The 19,581-nt window shown below is 48.9% G+C and carries 13 protein-coding genes and 2 pseudogenes; 6 read left to right on the plus strand and 9 right to left on the minus strand.

The window, feature by feature from the left end; translation table 11 throughout:
- Positions 1–6: 6 nt before the first annotated feature.
- A protein-coding gene (gene prfB, locus AC5YBZ_RS14460) for a peptide chain release factor 2 (RefSeq protein ID WP_494543109.1) occupies positions 7–1,105 on the minus strand; the annotation gives its coding sequence in 2 pieces (ribosomal slippage) (positions 7–1,029 and positions 1,031–1,105; 1,098 coding nt in all).
- 544 nt (positions 1,106–1,649) lie between these two features.
- Here prfB and fdhF point away from each other — a divergent pair.
- Positions 1,650–5,877, plus strand: a pseudogene (gene fdhF / locus AC5YBZ_RS14465) (formate dehydrogenase subunit alpha).
- 170 nt (positions 5,878–6,047) lie between these two features.
- Here fdhF and AC5YBZ_RS14470 read toward each other — a convergent pair.
- From AC5YBZ_RS14470 to ohrR, 4 genes and pseudogenes are all read right to left on the minus strand, one after another.
- Positions 6,048–7,711 (minus strand): annotated as a pseudogene (locus AC5YBZ_RS14470) (methyl-accepting chemotaxis protein).
- Positions 7,712–8,196: 485 nt separating this feature from the next.
- Positions 8,197–9,372, minus strand: coding sequence for a 23S rRNA (uracil(747)-C(5))-methyltransferase RlmC (gene rlmC / locus AC5YBZ_RS14475; protein WP_494543110.1), 1,176 nt, complete (start codon positions 9,370–9,372; stop codon positions 8,197–8,199).
- Between the two features lie 96 nt (positions 9,373–9,468).
- The gene (locus AC5YBZ_RS14480) at positions 9,469–10,635 is read right to left on the minus strand and encodes a glycerol-3-phosphate dehydrogenase/oxidase (RefSeq protein WP_494523921.1); all 1,167 of its coding nucleotides are present in this window, start codon (positions 10,633–10,635) and stop codon (positions 9,469–9,471) included.
- A gap of 114 nt (positions 10,636–10,749) precedes the next feature.
- Positions 10,750–11,190, minus strand: a complete 441-nt coding sequence (gene ohrR, locus AC5YBZ_RS14485; protein WP_494520919.1) for a transcriptional regulator OhrR — start codon at positions 11,188–11,190, stop codon at positions 10,750–10,752.
- 345 nt (positions 11,191–11,535) lie between these two features.
- Here ohrR and AC5YBZ_RS14490 point away from each other — a divergent pair, with 345 nt between their 5' ends.
- The 3 genes from AC5YBZ_RS14490 to AC5YBZ_RS14500 all read left to right on the plus strand — a co-directional run bounded on the left by AC5YBZ_RS14490 (position 11,536) and on the right by AC5YBZ_RS14500 (position 14,005).
- Complete coding sequence (locus AC5YBZ_RS14490; RefSeq protein WP_494543111.1) at positions 11,536–11,958, plus strand: hypothetical protein; 423 nt, start codon at positions 11,536–11,538, stop codon at positions 11,956–11,958.
- Positions 11,959–12,152: 194 nt separating this feature from the next.
- A complete protein-coding gene (locus AC5YBZ_RS14495) occupies positions 12,153–13,565 on the plus strand; it encodes a cytochrome C biosynthesis protein (protein WP_475514842.1) in 1,413 nt (470 codons plus the stop codon).
- A 242-nt stretch (positions 13,566–13,807) separates the two neighbouring features.
- The gene (locus AC5YBZ_RS14500) at positions 13,808–14,005 is read left to right on the plus strand and encodes a cytoplasmic protein (protein ID WP_475514843.1); all 198 of its coding nucleotides are present in this window, start codon (positions 13,808–13,810) and stop codon (positions 14,003–14,005) included.
- Between the two features lie 31 nt (positions 14,006–14,036).
- Here AC5YBZ_RS14500 and AC5YBZ_RS14505 read toward each other — a convergent pair whose 3' ends face one another.
- The 4 genes from AC5YBZ_RS14505 to AC5YBZ_RS14520 form a co-directional block, all read right to left on the minus strand.
- Complete coding sequence (locus AC5YBZ_RS14505) at positions 14,037–15,266, minus strand: membrane-associated sensor domain-containing protein (protein ID WP_475514844.1); 1,230 nt, start codon at positions 15,264–15,266, stop codon at positions 14,037–14,039.
- 92 nt (positions 15,267–15,358) lie between these two features.
- A complete protein-coding gene (ahpF, locus tag AC5YBZ_RS14510; protein WP_494543112.1) occupies positions 15,359–16,924 on the minus strand; it encodes an alkyl hydroperoxide reductase subunit F in 1,566 nt (521 codons plus the stop codon).
- A gap of 175 nt (positions 16,925–17,099) precedes the next feature.
- The gene (gene ahpC / locus AC5YBZ_RS14515; protein WP_494523924.1) at positions 17,100–17,669 is read right to left on the minus strand and encodes an alkyl hydroperoxide reductase subunit C; all 570 of its coding nucleotides are present in this window, start codon (positions 17,667–17,669) and stop codon (positions 17,100–17,102) included.
- Positions 17,670–17,917: 248 nt separating this feature from the next.
- Positions 17,918–18,661: a spermidine synthase gene (locus AC5YBZ_RS14520; RefSeq protein WP_475514847.1), complete on the minus strand. Its 744-nt coding sequence runs from the start codon at positions 18,659–18,661 to the stop codon at positions 17,918–17,920.
- Positions 18,662–18,757: 96 nt separating this feature from the next.
- Between AC5YBZ_RS14520 and AC5YBZ_RS14525 the strand changes: the two genes are divergently transcribed.
- Both AC5YBZ_RS14525 and AC5YBZ_RS14530 read left to right on the plus strand, forming a co-directional pair.
- The gene (locus AC5YBZ_RS14525; protein WP_494520915.1) at positions 18,758–19,033 is read left to right on the plus strand and encodes a hypothetical protein; all 276 of its coding nucleotides are present in this window, start codon (positions 18,758–18,760) and stop codon (positions 19,031–19,033) included.
- On the plus strand, positions 19,033–19,578 hold the full coding sequence (locus tag AC5YBZ_RS14530) for a mechanosensitive ion channel domain-containing protein (RefSeq protein ID WP_494520914.1): 546 nt from the start codon (positions 19,033–19,035) through the stop codon (positions 19,576–19,578). The genes AC5YBZ_RS14525 and AC5YBZ_RS14530 overlap by 1 nt, the downstream gene beginning before the upstream one ends.
- Positions 19,579–19,581: the final 3 nt, after the last annotated feature.

Below are 19,581 nucleotides of genomic sequence, written 5' to 3' on the forward strand. Positions count from 1 at the left end.
CTCTCGTTAAAGGCCAGATTTAAGGCTAGCTTCAATAAACTTATCCAGATCGCCATCAAGGACGCTCTGAGTATTTCGATTTTCTACACCGGTACGCAGATCTTTAATACGTGCATCATCGAGCACGTAAGAGCGGATCTGGCTACCCCAGCCGATATCCGATTTAGCATCTTCGGCGGCTTGTTTATCGGCATTCTGCTTAAGCATCTCTAGCTCATACAGTTTTGCTTTTAACTGTTTCATCGCCGCATCACGGTTTTTATGTTGCGAGCGATCATTTTGACATTGCACCACGGTATTGGTGGGCAAGTGGGTAATACGAATCGCCGACTCGGTCTTGTTAACGTGCTGACCACCCGCACCCGAGGCGCGGTAGGTGTCGATACGCAAGTCCGACGGATTGATGTCAATTTCAATGGAATCATCAATTTCTGGGTACACAAACACAGAACAGAATGAAGTGTGACGCTTACCCGACGAATCGAATGGCGACTTACGCACTAAACGGTGTACGCCCGTTTCGGTCCGCAGTGAACCAAAGGCGTATTCACCGGTAAATTTAATGGTGGCGCCCTTAATGCCGGCCACATCGCCGTCGGTCACTTCTATCAGCTCAGGCTTATAGCCCTTAGCTTCGCCCCAACGCAAATACATGCGCAGCACCATATTGGCCCAATCTTGTGCCTCGGTGCCGCCCGAACCCGATTGAATATCCAAGTAACAATTTGACGCATCGTTTGGACCAGAGAACATGCGACGGAACTCAAGCTCTTCTAACCGTTTCTCAAGTTGTTGTAATTCCGTGGTTGCATCGTTGAAGGTCTCTTCATCATTCTCTTCAACGGCCAACTCAACCAAACCTTCGATATCTTCTAAGCCACTGTCCATATCGTCGATCGTTTTGACGACCGCTTCTAGGGAGGCGCGCTCTTTACCTAAGGCTTGGGCATTCTCAGGATCGTTCCATACTTCAGAGCTCTCAAGCTCTCGACTGACTTCTTCTAGACGCTCACACTTAGCATCGTAGTCAAAGATACCTCCGAAGAAGGTCGGTACGGTCAGCGAGTTCCTTGATTTTGAATTTTACTGGATTTACTTCAAACATGATTTAATCAACTTTTAGTCGGATTTATACACGGATAGAAAACCCGCTATTTTAACTGAATCACCCGCGTTAGCCTAGGGGCGAATCCGATAGATTTGCGCTTATTTAATCCCTAAAGGACATTAGCCCCAAAATGCAACGCTACACTCTGTGGCACTTTTGCTTAACGCCTATCTGCTGATCGATAGACCAAGTAACAGGGCGACGACTGCTCCCTGAACAACCACGACTAAAACTAGGCTGATGGTATAGCCTAAACACCTAAACAAACCATAGGGCAAACAGTGATCCAATCTTGCAAAACCGCTCACTTTGCTAACTATGTCACACCAAGTTTTAATACAAACAGCATCGGAGCACACTCTTAAAAGCAATTGCGATCTCACTGGCAGAACTAGCATAAATAGTCACTTCTAAGACCTGTCGACAAAATCCCTCTGGGTATACTCAAGCAAAACCTTATTCTCAAAAACGCGCTGACACACGGCATTCATCTCGCGACGCACTGCCGAGCATAGTCAACGATTCTAAAAAAGGTCCCTATATGATAACGCTCAGTTTCGACGGTAAAACCGCTCACGCCTCTGTAGATGAAACCTTACTGAGCTGTGCCCTCAATGCGGGCATTGCCATTCCCCATTTATGTTATCAAGGCGCTGGCCTCCAGTGATGAGCATGCCTTGAAGCAACAAAGTTGTCACCTGTGTTATGTCGAAACGCTCGACTCGCATGGCAATCGCAGCACAGTCAAAGCCTGCGACACAAAAGTGAGCCACAACCTCAAGGTCATCACTCACTCCGCCGCCCTGAGCAAGATACGTCAAGCCTCACTGAAACAGCTACTGAGCGATCATTATGCCGACTGCCAAGCACCCTGCCAGCAAGCCTGTCCTGCGGGCGTGGATGTACAGTCTTACTTACTGCATATCGCTCAGGGCAATCATCGCCAAGCGGTAAAAATTATTAAAGATACCTTGCCACTGCCCTTGTCCATTGGCCGTGTCTGCCCCGCATTTTGTGAATCCGCTTGCCGCCGAGGTGAGTTAGACGAGCCGCTGGCCATTCGACAACTTAAACGCCACGCCGCCGATATTGACCTGCAAGGCGATAGCTATGTGCCCAGCAGATTAGCACCAACGGGCAAAAAGGTCGCCATCGTCGGCAGTGGTCCAGCGGGGATCAGTGCCGGCTTTTATCTGTCCAACGCCGGCCATGATGTCACCCTGTTTGAAGCTATGCCCAAGGCGGGCGGCTGGCTAAGATACGGTATTCCCGAATACCGCCTGCCCAAAGCCATACTGGATCAAGAGATAGCCTTGCTGTGTCAAAATGGCATGAAAATTCAAACCAATACCCGCTTAGGCCATGAGATCCACCTCAATGATTTACTCGCCACATTCGATGGCGTTTGCCTAGCCATTGGCGCGCAAAAAGCGGTGCCGATGCACTACCCAGGTAGCGAGCTTGATGGCTGTTATCTTGGGGTCGATTACCTTAAAGATCATTGCACCGATAAGCGCTACACCACAGGACAAAAAGTGGCAGTCATTGGGGGTGGCAACACCGCTATCGACTGCGCCCGCACCGCACTGCGTGAAGGCGCCGATGTCACTTTAGTGTATCGCCGTACTCGCGATGAGATGCCCGCAGAAGCCTATGAGATAGCCGAGGCCGAACATGAAGGTGTGCGCTTCTATTTTCTCACTAACCCCATTGAAAACCATGGCGATAGCCAAGGGCGCGTCAATGCCGTGACCTTTGAGAAAATGGCTCTAGGCGACGCCGATGCCTCTGGGCGACGCTCACCTAAAGCCACGGGTGAAACCTTTACTGAAGCATTCGATACCGTGATCCCCGCCGTTTCGCAAACCCCAGACATGGCTTTTTTACAACACCCACAGAGTCAACTGAGCGTGGGCGAAGTGGCATTAACCCGCTGGAATACCTTCTCTGGCTGCGAGCACACCATGTCGGCAGGTATCGATAAATTATTTGTGCTCGGTGACTCCCGCACCGGCCCTGCAACGGCCGTGGCCGCGGTCGCCGATGGAAAAAAGGCCGCGATGGCCATTCAAAAACTGCTGGATGGTGAACTCGCCTGCGAGCTAAACCCCAAGACGTTTAACTCACAAAAACGCAGCAAAGCGGCATTAGACTGGCGCCACTTTCCTCAGCAATTACAGCAAAATAAAGCCCAGATGCCCGAGCTCGCCTTAAGCGACAGAACTGATAACTTTGCAGAGATTGAATTGGGCTTTAGCAATGACGCCGCCATGGCCGAAGCGGCTCGCTGCCTCGAATGTGGCTGCCAAGCCAATACCGATTGCCGCCTAAGAGACTATGCCAGCGAGTATCGCGTCAGCAACCAAGACCTTGGCAATCAGCCCCGCGCTTTTGTCGCCGATAACAGCAGCCCATTTATCCATTTCGATCCCAACCGCTGCATCAGTTGCGGCGCCTGCGTGACCATGTGTCACCAGCAAGCGGGGCATCACGCCATCAGCTTTGAGCCTGACAGTTATCTGGCTATACCCCAAGGCAGCCAAACCCCATTGCGCCAAGCCCCCAGAGCCGGCTTTAGCGTCAGCATGGCCGACAGCGATTGCGTGCAGTGCGGCAATTGTGTTTCAGTATGCCCCACCGGCGCACTCACAGATGCACGCGACAAACGCCAAGGGCGCAACCTTAGCCACTCACAAACCTCGACGGTTTGTACCTATTGCGGCATAGGGTGCCGCATCACCCTGCATACCGACCCGCAAAGCCATACCATCACCGGGGTCAGCGGTGACACTAGCTCTCCTGTTAATGAGGGAATGCTCTGCGTGAAAGGGCGATTTGGCTTCGATTTTGTTAACAGCCCTGAGCGCCTAACCAACCCACTACTGCGCAAGGCGGGCGTTTTGGTCGAGGTGAGCTGGGAGGAGGCCATCGGCTTTATTGCCGATAAGCTTCAGCAGATAAAAACCCAACACGGCAGCGATGCCATAGCAGGGCTTGCGTCCGCTAAAGCGACTAACGAAGACAACTACCTGTTTCAAAAGTTGTTTAGAAGCGTGATTGGCACCAATAATATCGATCACTGTGCCCGCCTGTGCCATGCCTCAACGGTAACCGCCTTGCAAGACTCGCTGGGGAGCGGCGCAATGACCAATGATATCGCCTCCATTAAAGAGTCCGATCTGATTGTGATTTTGGGCTCAGACACCGAATCGGCCCATCCCATCATCGCTTCAAAAATTAAGCAGGCCATACAACAGCATGGCGCACGTCTTGTGGTTATCGACCCCAAACGGGTCAGCATAGCCGATCACGCTCAGCTCTATCTTTGCCATCGCCCCGGCACCGATGTCATGCTATTAAATGCCCTGATGCAGCAGATAATCACCCACAATTGGCACGACAGAGACTATATCGACCAACGGGTCGATGGCTTTGACGCTCTGCAAGCAGAGGTAATGAAGCCAGACTATAGCCTTGAAAATGCAGCACGGATCACTGGCGTCAGTGCAGCCGAAATACAGCAACTGGCTAAGATGATAGGTACGGCGAGCAAAACCGCCCTCTATTACGCCATGGGCGTGACCCAGCACACATCGGGCCATGATAACGTCACCGCCATCGCCAATTTACAGCTATTGTGCGGCAACATAGGCATGGCGGGCGCGGGGATCAATCCCCTGCGCGGACAGAGCAATGTGCAAGGCGCCTGCGATATGGGCGCGCTGCCCAACTATATTACCGGCTATCAAAGGGTCGATGATCCCAAGGTGCAGCAACTCTTTACACAGGCGTGGCAACAGCCACAGTTGCCAAGCACTGTCGGTATCGCCGCGACTGAGATGATGCATGCGCTGGCACATGGCGAGCTAAAAGCCCTGTATGTGATGGGGGAAAACCCAGTACTGAGCGATCCAGATCAAGCCCATGTATTACAAGGGCTGGCCGCTGCCGAGTTGCTAGTGGTGCAAGATATCTTTATGACCGAAACCGCTCAACTTGCCGATGTGGTACTGCCAGCGGCGAGTTTCGCCGAAAAACAAGGCCACTTTACCAATACCGAGCGCCGAGTTCAGCAACTGCAAGCGGCGGTGAACCCGCCTGGGCAAGCACGCCTAGACTGGCAGATAGTGCAGACTATCGCCAATCAACTTGGCGCCCACTGGAATTATCAAGATGAGCGCCAAGTTTGGCATGAGATAACCCAAGTTACGCCGCAGTATCGCGGCATGCGTTGGCAAGATACCGCGGTTAACGGCCATGCTGGCCGCCACGGCATTCAGTGGCCTTGTCCGAGCGAAGGTCATCCAGGTACGCCGATTTTACACACAGAACAATTTACCCGAGGTAGGGCTGCTATGAAGCCGGTTAGCTATCGCTTACCCGCCGAAATGCCCTGTGACACCTATCCTTTTATTCTCTCGACTGGGCGCTTGCTCGAGCAGTTTCATACCGGCACCTTGACCCGTAAAACAGCCGGACTCAATGAACTCGGCAGCCCTAAGGTGATGATCTCCGCCTTCGATGCCGATAGGCTCCAGATAGCCAACGGCGACATGCTGATGCTATCGACTCGACGTGGCAGTATTCGTATTGCCGCCTTCGTCACTAAGCGGGCGCAAGCGGGAGTGTTATTTTTACCGTTTCACTTTGCCGAGGCGGCGGCCAACAAACTGACCAATAATGTGTTAGACCCTGTGGCTAAAATCCCCGAGTTTAAGATCTGCGCGGTTAAGGTAGAAAAGGTGGCGGCTGAGTTAGCCTTGGATTGATGAGGCTTAGCCACAAGCGAGCACCGATTCACATTGGCGCAATGTTCAAGACGCTATAAATAACAGCAAAAAGGCCACCCATTTATGGGGGACCTTTTATGATTGCGCTGTCAGTAAACCATATTTGGCATGGGGCAAACTTATGACCCCCAAACCGACACGAATAGGAATTACACCCGAAACTGCCCCACTAATGTATCCAAGTTACGCCCTTCATTAGCCAACTCTTGGCTAGTCTCCGAGGCGCTATTGCTCGACTGGAGCAGCTCGTTGACAATATCTTGGATAGCAAACACGTTACGGTTAATCTCTTCGGTTACTGAGCTTTGCTCGGTGGCCGCAGTGGCAATTTGGGTGCTCATATCATTGATGGTAGTAACCGCAGAGGTAACGGCGCCTAAGCTGTCGGAAATCGCCCGCGATGAGCTAACAGCGCGATGACAGCCTTGCTGGCTTGACTCCATGCTGTTAACAGCCAACGAAACTAAATTATGCAGCTCTAATAGCATTTCGTTGATCTCTAAAGTACTCGCTTGAGTGCGACTGGCTAGACTGCGTACTTCATCGGCAACCACGGCAAAGCCTCGTCCCTGCTCACCCGCTCTTGCTGCCTCAATCGCCGCATTAAGCGCCAATAGATTGGTCTGCTCGGCAATACCGCCAATCACACTCAGAACACTATTAATCTTTTGTGATTGCTCATTAAGTGAGGTGATGTGCGTGGCGGCAGTATCGATTTCGGCCATTAATGACGACACTTCGCTCAGTGAAGTATCGACACACTGCTGGGCATTACCCACATCTTGAGTCGCGGCTTGTGTCGCCTCGGCGACCTGAGTTGTGCTCATCGCCACTTCAGATGCGGTCGCCGACATTTCGGTGATCGCGGTGACAACCTGATCCGTCTCATTATTGTGGCTTTGCAACTGCTGTGACATGGTATGCGTTTGAGCTAAAATGTTGTCAGCACCGCCTTTAACCGCATGGGTTGCCTGCGCAACCTGTTGGATAATACCCTGCAGCTTTTCGACAAACTGGTTGAAGGAGCGTCCTAACATGGCGATTTCATCTTGACCATGAACCTCAAGCCGCTTGGTCAGATCGCCCTCGCCTTTGGCGATATCTTCAAGGTTGCGCACCATATTGTGAATCGGATTAACCATGCGCTGCGCCGCAAACAGCATCACCACGGTCGTGATACCAATGAGCACTAAGACGATAACAACAATCGTCATCGCCTTGCTCTGCATATTTTGCGTCATCAATGCGCGATAGTCTGCGATGATCACATCTAGATCATCGGCATAAGCCCCAGTCCCTATCACCCAATTAGTACCTGGAACTTCTGCGTTATAGCTTAGTTTGGGAATAATTTGGCTGGTACCCGGTTTGGCATATTCATACTCAAAATGACCATCGGCGTTACGCGCGGCATCAATAGGCCCACCACAATTTTTTTACCGTTAGGGTCGGTCATGCCAATCTGGTTAGTGCCCTCAAGAGCGGGAACTACTGCATGAAATATGGCCTTACCGCTAAAGTCATAGATATAGAAATAGCCTGCGCTGCCAAACCGAACATTACGCAACGCAGCGCTGACATCGCCTTTATCGCCGAGACTTAGCTGATATTTAACAATCTCAACGCCGATTTCCACCTCTTCCTCCAATAGACTTTTACGCTCACTGTAGAGGGAGTCTTGAAAGGTGTTTATATTTTCTTCAAGGGCGTTCGATTCTAATATGTAGGTGATCGCCACCAGCAACAAAAAGCTGATGATTAACGGCAATAAAGCAAACACCAGTAGCTTATTTTTCATTTTGAGCTGCCACATTTTCACGCTCCATAACAGGTTGATACATTGGTTAAAAAGAGAGCCATCATTTTGTTGGACGCCACTATGGATAAACTATAGCCAATGTCACCTCATCGACTGCACAAAAAAATATCAAGCGTGTACGCAAGGAATTTTATTGTGACGCGTATCAGATATGCCATGTCCCATGGGCGTAAGAATACTTGCTACAACTCATCAGCACGCCACAAAACCGCGACGCAAAAAATAAAAGGCATTTAAAATTAATGACTAAAATAGCATCAATGGAAAGCTGAGATGTCGCTCCACTTAAACAAAACCTCCCGCTAAAAGGAGTTACGTTGGCAACATCTATCACTACATCGAACTAAGATTTCAGCAGTAAAATCGATCCCTATGGCTAATAGTGCGACAGTCTAGCAACAAAGATGAAATGTAACCGATACCTATTTAGCTAAATTAATCAGGTCATACCACACTTGCTACTAAACGCAGCAATGGTACTAGCTATCCCTAACAAGCATGGTTAACACTTCGAAGTGATCGGTATGGGGAAACATATCAAAAAGTTGAACTTTGGTGATGTGATAGCCTTTTATCTGGCGTAGATCGCTGGCTAAGGTATGCGGGTTACAACTGGAGTAGAGTATCGCTTTTGGGGCGAATTCACTCAAGGAATGGCACAGAGATTGACCTATGCCGCGTCTGGGAGGGTTCACAATAATCAGGTCGGGCTTATCTTGAGCCTGCTTACCACTGGCAAACTCGGTCGAATCAAGGGCGGTAAATTGTACGTTACCTAACCCCATCGCCGCTGCTGACTGTTTGGCACATGCAATCGCCTCGGGCTCGATTTCGATACCCGTTAACGCTATCTCGCCAGAGGCGCAGTGCAAGCCAAAGCCGCCCACACCGCAAAACAGATCCCAAATCGATTGCGGCGCAAGTTCAGCTGTCCACTCGCGAGCGGTTTGATACAGCTTTTCGGCCACGATGGGATGGGTCTGAAAAAAGCTCTTAGGCCGAATAGACAGTGGCACATCATTAAAACGTTCTTCTAAACGGGTCGCCTCGGTGAGGAACATTTCCGTTTCGCCTTCAAGAATCGCCATATGTACTGGCTGCAAGTTAACCGACACCACCTTAATTTGTGGATATTCGGATAATAATGCAGGCAGTTCGCGCTCGATACGAGTAATGGCGTCGGTGGATCGCAACACAAACCTGAGCATATATTCACCGCGAACTTGGCTGCGGGTGAGCAAAATAAACTTCAATTCGCCTTTTTGTTTATCAACCCGGTAAGGTGGGATACCTGCTTGGCGCACAAAAAGCTGTAAGCGGTGCAGTAGCTGCTGCATATCATCAGGGTAGAGCTGGCAATCACACAGACTGACGGGCTCGCCACTGGGGCTCACTATGCCTAAAATGGGCTGATGAGCAGCGCCCAGCACCACCATTTTGGCCTTGTTACGAAATCCACTTTCAGGCCCAAACACCGGGGCCAGCCACTCTTGCACCGATAATCCCTGCAGCAACTGGCGTAATACTGCCGATTTAACCGTTAACTGCTCGGCTAAAGACGTCTGAATATGACGACAAGATAAACACTGCTTAGCATCGAAATGGGCACACTTCACGGGTGATAGGCTCTGAGATAAATAGAAAAGGCGGCCCATTTTAGCGTCTTTCAGCTAAAGAATCACCTGCTGAGCAAGGATCTTTCTACCCCGCTAAATCAAGGCTCAATACCTAAATCCGTGATGACACTCCATTTAACCTAAGGGCAAATGATCAACATCGGCTTTTATCGGTCTGACACCTATTTGCTCACGCAGCCATAGCATCGCATCGGCGGCGGTATGCCTAAAGGTGGTGAGCTTCCCCCCATAAATGGTCAACAAGTGTGGATGACTCGGCTGCGCATCCATAATGGTGTCTCTAGGGGTATCGAACGCTGTGCCCGTCGGTTTCGGCAAGACTCGTACACCGCAATAGTGGCCAACGACCTTGCTCTCGAGTGCATCACTCGCCATATGGGGAAAGTAATTACGATAAATTCCCAGTAAATATTGCGTTTCAGCAACCGTGACCTTGGCATCTTGCGGCGTCGCAATCGTCGTTTCAGTGGTGCCTATCATGGTTTTACCATGCCAAGGCATCACAAATACTACCCGCTTATCGTAAATAGACTCGAGATACAAAATGCCAGCTGGCGCGGCAATATCGAGCACCAGATGACTGCCCTGCACCAGTTCGATAGCCAGTTTACCCACCTTGGGTATAACAAGATCTAAGGTATCGTTGACCCAGGGCCCTGTGGCATTAATCACGCAGCGCGCGTGCAGACTCGTAGCCCCGTGGTTGTGACGGTAATTGACCACGCAGCCGTCGCCGTCATGGCTGATCTGCTCTATCTGCGCCTGGGTGATAATGCTCGCGCCAAGTTGCTCGGCACTGGCGGCAACTGCGCGGGTCAGCGCCAAATCGTCGGTTTGCGCGTCCCAATAACGAAACACGGCCCTAAGCCCTTTGAGGGTAATACCAAGTGAGCTCCACTCTTTTGCCTCCAGCGACTTAAATTGCCCTAACGGGTCAAACTCACTGAGCAAGGCATAAAGGCTGAGGCCTGCGCGTATAGCCAATGGCCCGCGCTGGCTATCTTGGTAAACGGGGATATAAAAAGGCACAGGTTTGACTAAGGTGGGGGCTAAGGATAACAGCGCTTTGCGCTGGGCTAACGACTCTCGCACCAATCCCAGTTGGCCAGTTTCTAGGTAGCGCAAGCCACCATGGATAAGCTTGCTGGAATTGGATGAGGTTTGCTCGCCAACACCGTATTTTTCAAGCACGGTAACGCGATAACCCGCCGCTTGTGCTCGCTGCGCGATACCCACTCCTGTTATTCCAGCGCCAATGACGATTAAATCGACAGCGTCCATAGCACTCTCTCCCCTTAAACACCCGAAAATCATCACAAGTTTAAATCAGCTCAAACCTAACACCGGTGCGCCATCCACTGGCGAATACCACAACCGCCGCGCACTTCCCCTACATCAACTTAAATAGGCGTAGGCTTTATCGCACAGCTGTTTTAACTGGGCAAATTCGACATCTTCGCCACCTAACTTACAGCGCATTTGCATGGGCACTTGCTGAGCTTGCGTTTCAAGCTGCAAGCCTTTGTCGGTAAGATGTAATACTCTGACGCGCTCATCGGTTTCACTGCGCCCCCGGGTCACCAGCCCTTTTGTTTCGAGACGCTTTAATAAGGGCGTTAAGGTGCCAGAGTCGAGATGTAACTTTTTACCTAAGGTTTTAACGCTGATCCCCTGATGTTGCCACAGCACCATCATGGCTAAATATTGCAAATAGGTAAGATCTAACGCCTCTAACAAAGGGCGATAAGCCCTAATCATGGCATTGGTGGCACTATATAAAGAAAAACAGATCTGGTTTTCTAATATCAGTGGATTATGGCGGTTATCTTGGCTCATTTAGGGCGCTTCCAGTATTCAATTGCACACAACTTTTAATCAGTCTACTGCAATCTTCATCCAACTGACAATGACAAAAAGATCACTAAGCGATGCTTAGGTCGGCGATAAGAACTAAGCAATAAAACACTCGATTAGCGTAATTACTCAGTTATTTTCACTAAAAACGTATTTTATTAACCAATGCGATTGATTTACCGTCACTTTACCCCTAAATTACCCATCCTTGTTATTGACCAACATACCGATAGCGAGCCTTGCCTGCGGTGTTATGCCTCAGTCAACCCAGCTCAGCCCCTGGCGGCTAAAACAGATTGATACAACAACACATTGGAGGTGTTCACGATGAAGCAGCAAATTCTCGCTCTGCTATCGTTACTATCGATAGGTAATGCATCAGCCCACTGCCTAAATGAAGTGGATTTATTTGATATTCAGTTTGAACTCAACAGCTCATATTTTGGCAAACAGCAAGCCAAGCAACTGCAGCAACTCCCTACAGACCCCCAAGTGGGAAACGGCTACTTATTACTCGAGTTTCCTATCTATAAAGGCCAAACCGATAAAAAGCTGCGTCAATATGACCGCTGGTTAGCATATCGCCGTATTGCGCGGGTAAAAGACTACCTTACCAAATCCGATTATCAGGCGCCTATTATGACTCGCATTCTCACGGCCAGTAACGATGATAGCCGCACCTTGAGTTTACATTGGTGCCAAGACGCTCATCCAGAAGCGATCGCAGCCACGACTGGTGCAAACCGATAAACATGCGCTATCCCCCGATAATTACAGCAGTAAAATCTGCCCCAGTTAACACTTACAAGGTATTTCACGATTTGCATTGCAAATATGACAGATAAACTTAATCTCCCTTTGGCTGCGCAGTAAACTATTGATAACAAGGTTGTCATCCTTGCCACCGTGATCTTGAGTAGGCGAGCGCTTCCCGAGGAGGGAACATGTTAAGAATTGTCATTTTAAGCTTATTATTTCTATTGAGTCTCACCCCCTTGTCCAGTCAAGCCGTCGATACTGGCGCTCACACGGATCCCACCTGGCACTATGTCGATGACCAAGGGCAATTAAAGGTCAAGCTATACTTTTTCTGGTCTAAAACCTGCCCGCATTGCGCCGAGGCTCACCCTTTTATCGATTCACTGCCACAACAATATCCTTGGATAGAGCTAGAGTCGCATATGATTACGGCCGATGGCACCATGGAAAAATGGCAACAGATAGCCCAAAAGACCCAAGTGCCAGCCCGCTCGGTGCCCTATATTGCCGCCTGTGACAAAGCCACCGTGGGCTATAGCAGCGAAGCCGTTACCGGTCAGTATATTGTACAAAATCTTAAAGCCTGTTACCGCGCCTTAGGAGGTCAAGTCAGCGATGACGAGCACCCAATCCCTTCGGCCACAGCCAACACTAGCGATGCCTCGCCCCTCTTTGGTACCTGTAGCGAAAGTGAACAAGCCGGCACCTGCGATTTAGGCCTCGGTGACACAGCTAATACCGCCCCAGTAAGCCAAGTGCAACCGGTAGAGCTACCTCTCATTGGCGTTATCGCCCCTGAAACCCTGTCGCTGCCGGTACTGACAGTGGTATTGGCAGGAGTCGACGCATTTAACCCCTGCGCCTTTTTCGTACTGTTATTCCTATTATCCATCATGGTTAACGCTAAAAGCCGTAGTAGAATGTTGATTGTGGGCGGTATTTTTGTCTTTTTCTCCGGCTTTATTTACTTCCTATTTATGATTGCATGGCTCAATATTTTCGAACTGCTCGGTGCGGGCAGTGATGGTGGCTGGATTATATTAGGCGCCGGATTGATGGCCTTAGTCGCGGGCGTTATCAATATCAAAGACTACTTCTTTACCAAAGGAGAGGTGACGTTGTCGATGTCGGCAGAAAACCGCACCGGACTGATTAAGCGCATGGGTAAACTCACCAGCGCCAGTAGCATGGCGGCGATGATAGCGGGCACTGTGGTACTCGCCATTTTAGCCAACGCCTACGAGCTGCTTTGCACCGCTGGTTTTCCGATGATTTACACCAGTGTACTGTCGATGCATGAACTCCCCGCATTTGATCGTTACCTGTATCTGGCCTTTTACAATATTGTTTATGTGATCCCGCTGGCCATCATTGTTATCGCCTTTAGTGCCACCTTAGGTAAACGCAAGTTAACCGAGAAAGAGGGGCAAACTCTCAAGCTAATGTCGGGCATCATGATGATTGGACTGGGCGGCACCTTAGCGGTCGATCCTACGGCATTGCAAAATGTTACGTTAGCCATCGCCTTAATTGCAGCCTCTATTGGCTTAACCTTGGTTATCACCTTAAGCCGTAAATTGATAGCGCGCCAAGCCTAGCCTAGCCTGATGTATGGCGTGTAGAGAAGTGGTATGGTGATGCCAAGGTGCATCACCAAGCTTACCTCACACAAAGCGCATTAAAGTTGCAAAGAAGTTGGCCGATAATACGTTAGTTAAGTTAAATGGGGGCTACACAGTGCTGCCCAGTTTAACACCGCTTAGCGTTAATGATGCGAAAGCTTAGCTTATATATTGAGCTAGCATTAACATCAAACAGCAATCAATTTAAGGTAGTCCTTATGGCAGTAACGATTGGCACCAGTAATCTTCAACCCAACATGAGCAATGGCAGTGTTGGCGTAAAAGTGGCTCAGCTTGCTAAGGAGCAACAACAGGCTGAAGGAGAAATTGCATTGCAATTGATCAATGCCGCGATGCCCGCCCCAAGCGCCGCACCTGTGGGCAACATTGGCCACAATATCAATACCACGGCATAAGTTACATTTAACACTAATAAAAAAGCCTACGCTAAGTAGGCTTTTTTACATCACTAATATTATGCAAAGAAGCCATATTATGACTAGTGGAGGGTATCGCCATGCCAACCTTAAAGGTATTGCGCCCCGCTTTTTTAGCCTCGTAAAGTAATTTGTCGGCGCTACACATAAAGGCGTCGGCATCGACCCCCTCCTGCCACTGACACACCCCTTGCGATACTGTGACATAAGGCGCGATGTCGGAATCTGCATGTGGAATTCGCGTATGTTCGATAACTGATTTTAACTTCTGGGCGATGACCTCTGCGCCCTTTAAATCGGTTTCAGGTAAGATAAGGGCAAACTCTTCGCCACCGTAACGGGTCGCCAAGTCGCGTGGGCGATGGGCAATTTCCGACAAGATAGCCGCCAGCTGTACCAAGCAGAGATCTCCAGCCAGATGGCCTTGACTGTCATTAAGGCGCTTAAAATAATCCACATCCAATAGTATCAAACTCAGCGGACGACCGTTACGTGTCGATGCTCTTATCTCTTGATGTAAAACTTGGTCAAAATGGCGCCGATTGCTTAAATTAGTTAATACATCAATCAAGGCCATACGCTGAAACTGCTTCACCAACATCTGTTTTTCCACATCGCGTAAAATAGCCATATCAAACCATTGAGCCAACACCTTACGGCCGGTAAAAATGATCACAAAAAAACAGCCGAACTTAGTAAAGGCAAACACTGGACTGTCGGGCAGACCCGTTAGGCGAATAGTCAACCCCATCAACATCAAAGGAATAATAAAAGCTAGCATCCAGTTACGCTTTGGAAACAGGGCGATGGCAAAGGTCACCACCAAAATATCGACTAAGGCTTCATCCCCTGCTAATACTGAATATTTTGTCATTCCCGTCAAGGGCTCTGTTTGTAAAAACAAACTGATGATCAGATACAACCATGCCGCTTCTAGCAACAAAAAGAAGCCCATCACCATGCGCAGAGTTACCGCTTCTCGCTTGATTAGCACCTTCATAGCCAGCCCTAACAGCGATACCAGTATGACAGGCAATACCATTAGCGAAAAAAGATCAAAGCGTGCAGCCGACATGGCTCTGATATAAGCACTGAAAGAGATGGCCACGATTAGAAACAATGACAGTAGTGAAGCCCACTTAATGCTAGCGAGCATATAACGTAGGCTTTCCAGCTCATGTTGTTGTTCAAAGTGAATAATTTGCGTTGCCATAGGCGTGAGGGTGAGTAACCCGATCATTCCCCAATAAAATCTTCTTGTTAAATCAGTATATAAGCAGATACAAAAACAGCCAGCTAAGCTGGCTGTTTTATCAAGGTATTAGGCTAACATTACGCAGCTTGGACGCTGCTCTCTTCACTATGACGGATCAGATAATCAAAAGCGCCTAATGAAGCGGTGGCTCCGCTGCCCATGGCAATGATGATCTGCTTGTAGGCCGAATTGGTCACATCACCTGCGGCGAATACACCCGCAAGCGAGGTTTCCCCTTTCACATCGACAATGATCTCACCACGGTTAGTCAGCTCGAGAGTGCCTCTTAACCATTCGGCATTCGGCACTAAACCTATCTGCACAAATATTCCCGCCAAGGCGATATGGTGGCTCTCGCCTGTGGCTCTGTCGGTATAATTAAGGCCGTTAACACGTTGACCATCGCCAGTCACCTCTGTGGTCATTGCCTGAGTAATAATATCAATATTGCCCATAGACGCGGCCTTGCGTTGCAGCACATCATCGGCTCTAAGCTTGCTATCAAACTCCAATACCGTGACATGTTCAACGATATTGGCTAAATCGATTGCCGCCTCAATACCTGAGTTACCGCCACCAATTACAGCAACCCGTTTGCCTTTAAACAATGGGCCATCGCAATGTGGGCAGTACGCGACCCCTTTACCACGGTATTCTTGCTCACCAGGGACATTCATCTCGCGCCAGCGGGCACCAGTCGCGATTAAGACCGTTTTGCTGCGCAGCACTGCGCCGCTTTCCAACTCGAGTTCAAATAGCTCGCCAGATTTAAGGCTCAATGCACGCTGATTATCCATGATATCAACATCATATTCGTGCACATGGGCTTCAAGGTTAGCCACCAGCTTTGGCCCTTCGGTGGCTTTCACTGAGATAAAGTTTTCAATGCCCACAGTTTCGGCGACTTGACCACCAAACTTGTCGGCGACGATTCCGGTACGCAACCCCTTTCTGGCTGCATATATGGCCGCCGATGCACCCGCGGGGCCGCCGCCCACAACCAACACATCAAACGCTTGTTTCTGATTTAACTGCTCAGCCTTACGGCCAGCGGCATTGACGTCTAGCTTATTTAGGATCTCAACCACACTAATACCGCCCACAGAGAAAGGCTCACCGTTGAGGTAAACAGAGGGCACCGCCATGATGTTGCGTTGATTCACTTCTTCTTGGAATAGTGAGCCGTCGATCATCACATTACTAATATTGGGGTTAATGGCCGCCATCATATTCAGTGCCTGCACCACTTCTGGGCAGGTTTGGCAGCTTAACGATACATAGGTTTCAAACCGATACTCGCCGGGAAGTGCACGGATCTGCTCTATTAGTTCCGCATCGAGTTTAATCGGGTGCCCACCGGTGTGCAGCAAAGCTAACACCAATGAGGTAAATTCATGGCCCATTGGCAAACCAGCAAAGCTGATACGGCTATGGGTTTCGTTGTTGGTTACTGTCATTGACGGGGTGCGTTCACCCGCGGACTCGGTCAATGACACTAAGCTTGAAGCGTCAGCAATATCGGCTGCTAACGACTTTAATTCTAACGCTTTAGGACTGTTATCTGCTGATACGACAAGTTCAACTGGGCGCTTGAGGTTTTGCAGGTAAGTAGTCAGCTGATTTTTTACATTCGCATCTAACATAAAAGCTCCTAAATATAGGCGACTCAAAAATGAGTAAGGAAAAATAGCGATAAAGTGCCAGCTCAGGCATTGCAGGGGGAACCTGAGCCGGCATTTAGATAATGGGGCTAAGTGATGAGCTTAGCCGGTAGCGAATAAGCCAGATGTGGCTCTGTCCGCTAGGGGTGAGGCAGTGTTAGATTTTACCCACTAGGTCTAAAGAAGGCGCTAGGGTTGCTTCACCTGGCTGCCATGCAGCAGGACAAACTTCACCGTCGTGCGTTGCAACATACTGAGCAGCTTGGATCTTACGAACCAACTCAGTAGCGCTACGACCAATACCTAGGTCATGAACTTCAGCCACTTTAATCACACCTTCTGGGTTGATAACAAAAGTACCGCGAAGCGCTAAGCCATCTTCTTCAATCATCACACCAAAGTTACGTGTGATAGTACCGGTTGGGTCACCGATCATTGGGTATTGGATTTTGCCAATAGTGTCTGAGCTATCGTGCCATGCTTTGTGCGTAAAGTGAGTGTCAGTTGATACTGAGTACACTTCAACGCCCATTGACTGAAGCTTCTCGTAGTGATCAGCCATGTCACCTAGTTCTGTAGGGCACACAAACGTGAAATCAGCTGGGTAGAAGAACACTACTGACCACTTGCCTAAAAGATCTTGCTCGGTTACCGAGACGAAATCACCATTGTGGTATGCAGTTGCAGAAAAAGGCTTGATTTCAGTGTTGATGATAGATTGTGTCATGTCATGCTCCATTTAGGGTTATTAACAGATTAACGCTGGGGTAGCAGCCGTTTGCTGCAACCCGTTGTTTGTTTCGATGGAGAGATAATAACGAGGAGTGACAATTAAATATAACGGATAAAAACTATCATGCTAATCGATTTTTATAATTGAACTTTGATTGCAACGAAAAAATCGATTAGCCCTAAGCAACAAGTGTAAAAGTGACTATTCTAAAAATGACGAATTTAAAAGGTAATCGTAAACAATCATTCCCATAACTCGAATCGCGTTAAGCTGCGGCCCAAGGGAAAGTCCAATTGTAAGGATAACTGCTGCGCATCAGCTTTTAAGCCACTACTACTGACTGACTTGGCCACTTTACCCGCAATCACCACCCAATTACCGCCACCGGTTAAACAGGCTCTGACCTCGGCAAAATGGATCTGCAGTAAAGCTAATAGCTCTCGATTTTGGCTATGTTCTTTCCAGCAATTGAGCACTAAATACCCCTCACTCTTAAGCAGGCTTGCCGCATTGGCAATAAAGGTTTCTGATAGCTGATTTTCATCGACGCCGTCGGCACCATAAATATCGGCAAAAATCACATCGGCCTTTTTATGCTCCCGCGCCACCAAAAACTCGGTGGCATCTTGATGAATAAGAGTGAGCTTTTTGCCCGTAGGCAGCTGAAAGTAACGTTTAGCAATATCAATTACTTCGGCGCGCAGCTCGACGGCGGTAATATTAATGGCGCGATCGTAATTACGTAAGGCATGGATTAAGCCCCCGCCACCTAGGCCTAACACTATGACTCGCTTAGGCTTAATAAACAGCAGCACCAGTAACATGGCTTGTAAATAGGTATGCTGCGGAATGTGCGGAGATGACTTAAGCAGTTTGCTTTGTTCATCGCTATCGCCAAACGAAAGCAGGCGCACTTGACCATCTTCGTTAACGATTAAAGGGCCATACTCATCCTCGCTGCGATACAAGGTTTGAAAATCTGTCATCTGGACTCCGACAATAAGCATAATGAAACACTGAGCCTATCGCGACCAGCCAGCGAATGGCGGCGTCATTTAAGCCAAGTAACAAAGGGCGATAGTATGACTGAATCGGCGCGTTATCACAGCCACTACGAGGTGATTTATCCCCCACTTCACGCCAGCTACACCACTAAAGCCGTCTATTTGTTCGATTCCTCGTCAAAGCAGCTGCGTCTTGGCACAAAAATCAATAGAGAGATGGTCATCATCAGCCTTGCCCAGCCTATGCCTCACATTAACCCGTCAGCCTATTTGTTGATGCGCAACAAGAGTCATTGCATAAGCTTGCATGATGTAGTAAATGTTAAAAGTCTTTTATTTATAAGCCATTGCTAATGACCTACTCACTACTGATCGCCACCCTGTTTGTCGTACTGTTTATTTTTGGCCAGCGCCTATTAACTAATTGGGTCAGTAAATTGGCCCAACACAAACAGGTATCAACGACTCGCGCAAAAATGGTGATCCAATACATCAGTTATCTCTATTTTACCCTGATGGCATGCCTTATGGTGGTCTCGCTTGGGATTGAATATCAGCAAGTGTCACTGTTTATCTCATCCATCTTTGCCGTACTGGGCGTCGCTCTTGTCGCACAATGGTCGATACTGAGTAATATTACCGCGGGCATTTTAATCTTCTTCGTCTTTCCCTATCGCATTGGCGACAAGATTAAGGTGATTGATAAAGATGAAGATGTCACTGGGATCATCGCCGACATCTGCCTATTTCATGTATTGATCCAACGCGACGATGAGGTGCTTATCACCTACCCTAATAATTTAATGTTGCAAAAAGGGGTGCTTAAGATATCCAGCCATAAGCCAACACTGATTAATGAGCAAGATGATAAAGATAATATCCAGACCCAAAGTGATTAAGGC

The organism is Shewanella sp. 553 (genome assembly GCF_059338375.1).

Coding starts and splice junctions, on each gene's coding strand:
- rlmC (WP_494543110.1), bottom strand. CDS start 9,372: ATGGGCCGCCTTTTCTATTTATCTCAGAGCCTATCACCCGTGAAGTGT.
- AC5YBZ_RS14480 (WP_494523921.1), bottom strand. CDS start 10,635: ATGGACGCTGTCGATTTAATCGTCATTGGCGCTGGAATAACAGGAGTG.
- ohrR (WP_494520919.1), bottom strand. CDS start 11,190: ATGAGCCAAGATAACCGCCATAATCCACTGATATTAGAAAACCAGATC.
- AC5YBZ_RS14490 (WP_494543111.1), top strand. CDS start 11,536: ATGAAGCAGCAAATTCTCGCTCTGCTATCGTTACTATCGATAGGTAAT.
- AC5YBZ_RS14495 (WP_475514842.1), top strand. CDS start 12,153: ATGTTAAGAATTGTCATTTTAAGCTTATTATTTCTATTGAGTCTCACC.
- AC5YBZ_RS14500 (WP_475514843.1), top strand. CDS start 13,808: ATGGCAGTAACGATTGGCACCAGTAATCTTCAACCCAACATGAGCAAT.
- AC5YBZ_RS14505 (WP_475514844.1), bottom strand. CDS start 15,266: ATGATCGGGTTACTCACCCTCACGCCTATGGCAACGCAAATTATTCAC.
- ahpF (WP_494543112.1), bottom strand. CDS start 16,924: ATGTTAGATGCGAATGTAAAAAATCAGCTGACTACTTACCTGCAAAAC.
- ahpC (WP_494523924.1), bottom strand. CDS start 17,669: ATGACACAATCTATCATCAACACTGAAATCAAGCCTTTTTCTGCAACT.
- AC5YBZ_RS14520 (WP_475514847.1), bottom strand. CDS start 18,661: ATGACAGATTTTCAAACCTTGTATCGCAGCGAGGATGAGTATGGCCCT.
- AC5YBZ_RS14525 (WP_494520915.1), top strand. CDS start 18,758: ATGACTGAATCGGCGCGTTATCACAGCCACTACGAGGTGATTTATCCC.
- AC5YBZ_RS14530 (WP_494520914.1), top strand. CDS start 19,033: ATGACCTACTCACTACTGATCGCCACCCTGTTTGTCGTACTGTTTATT.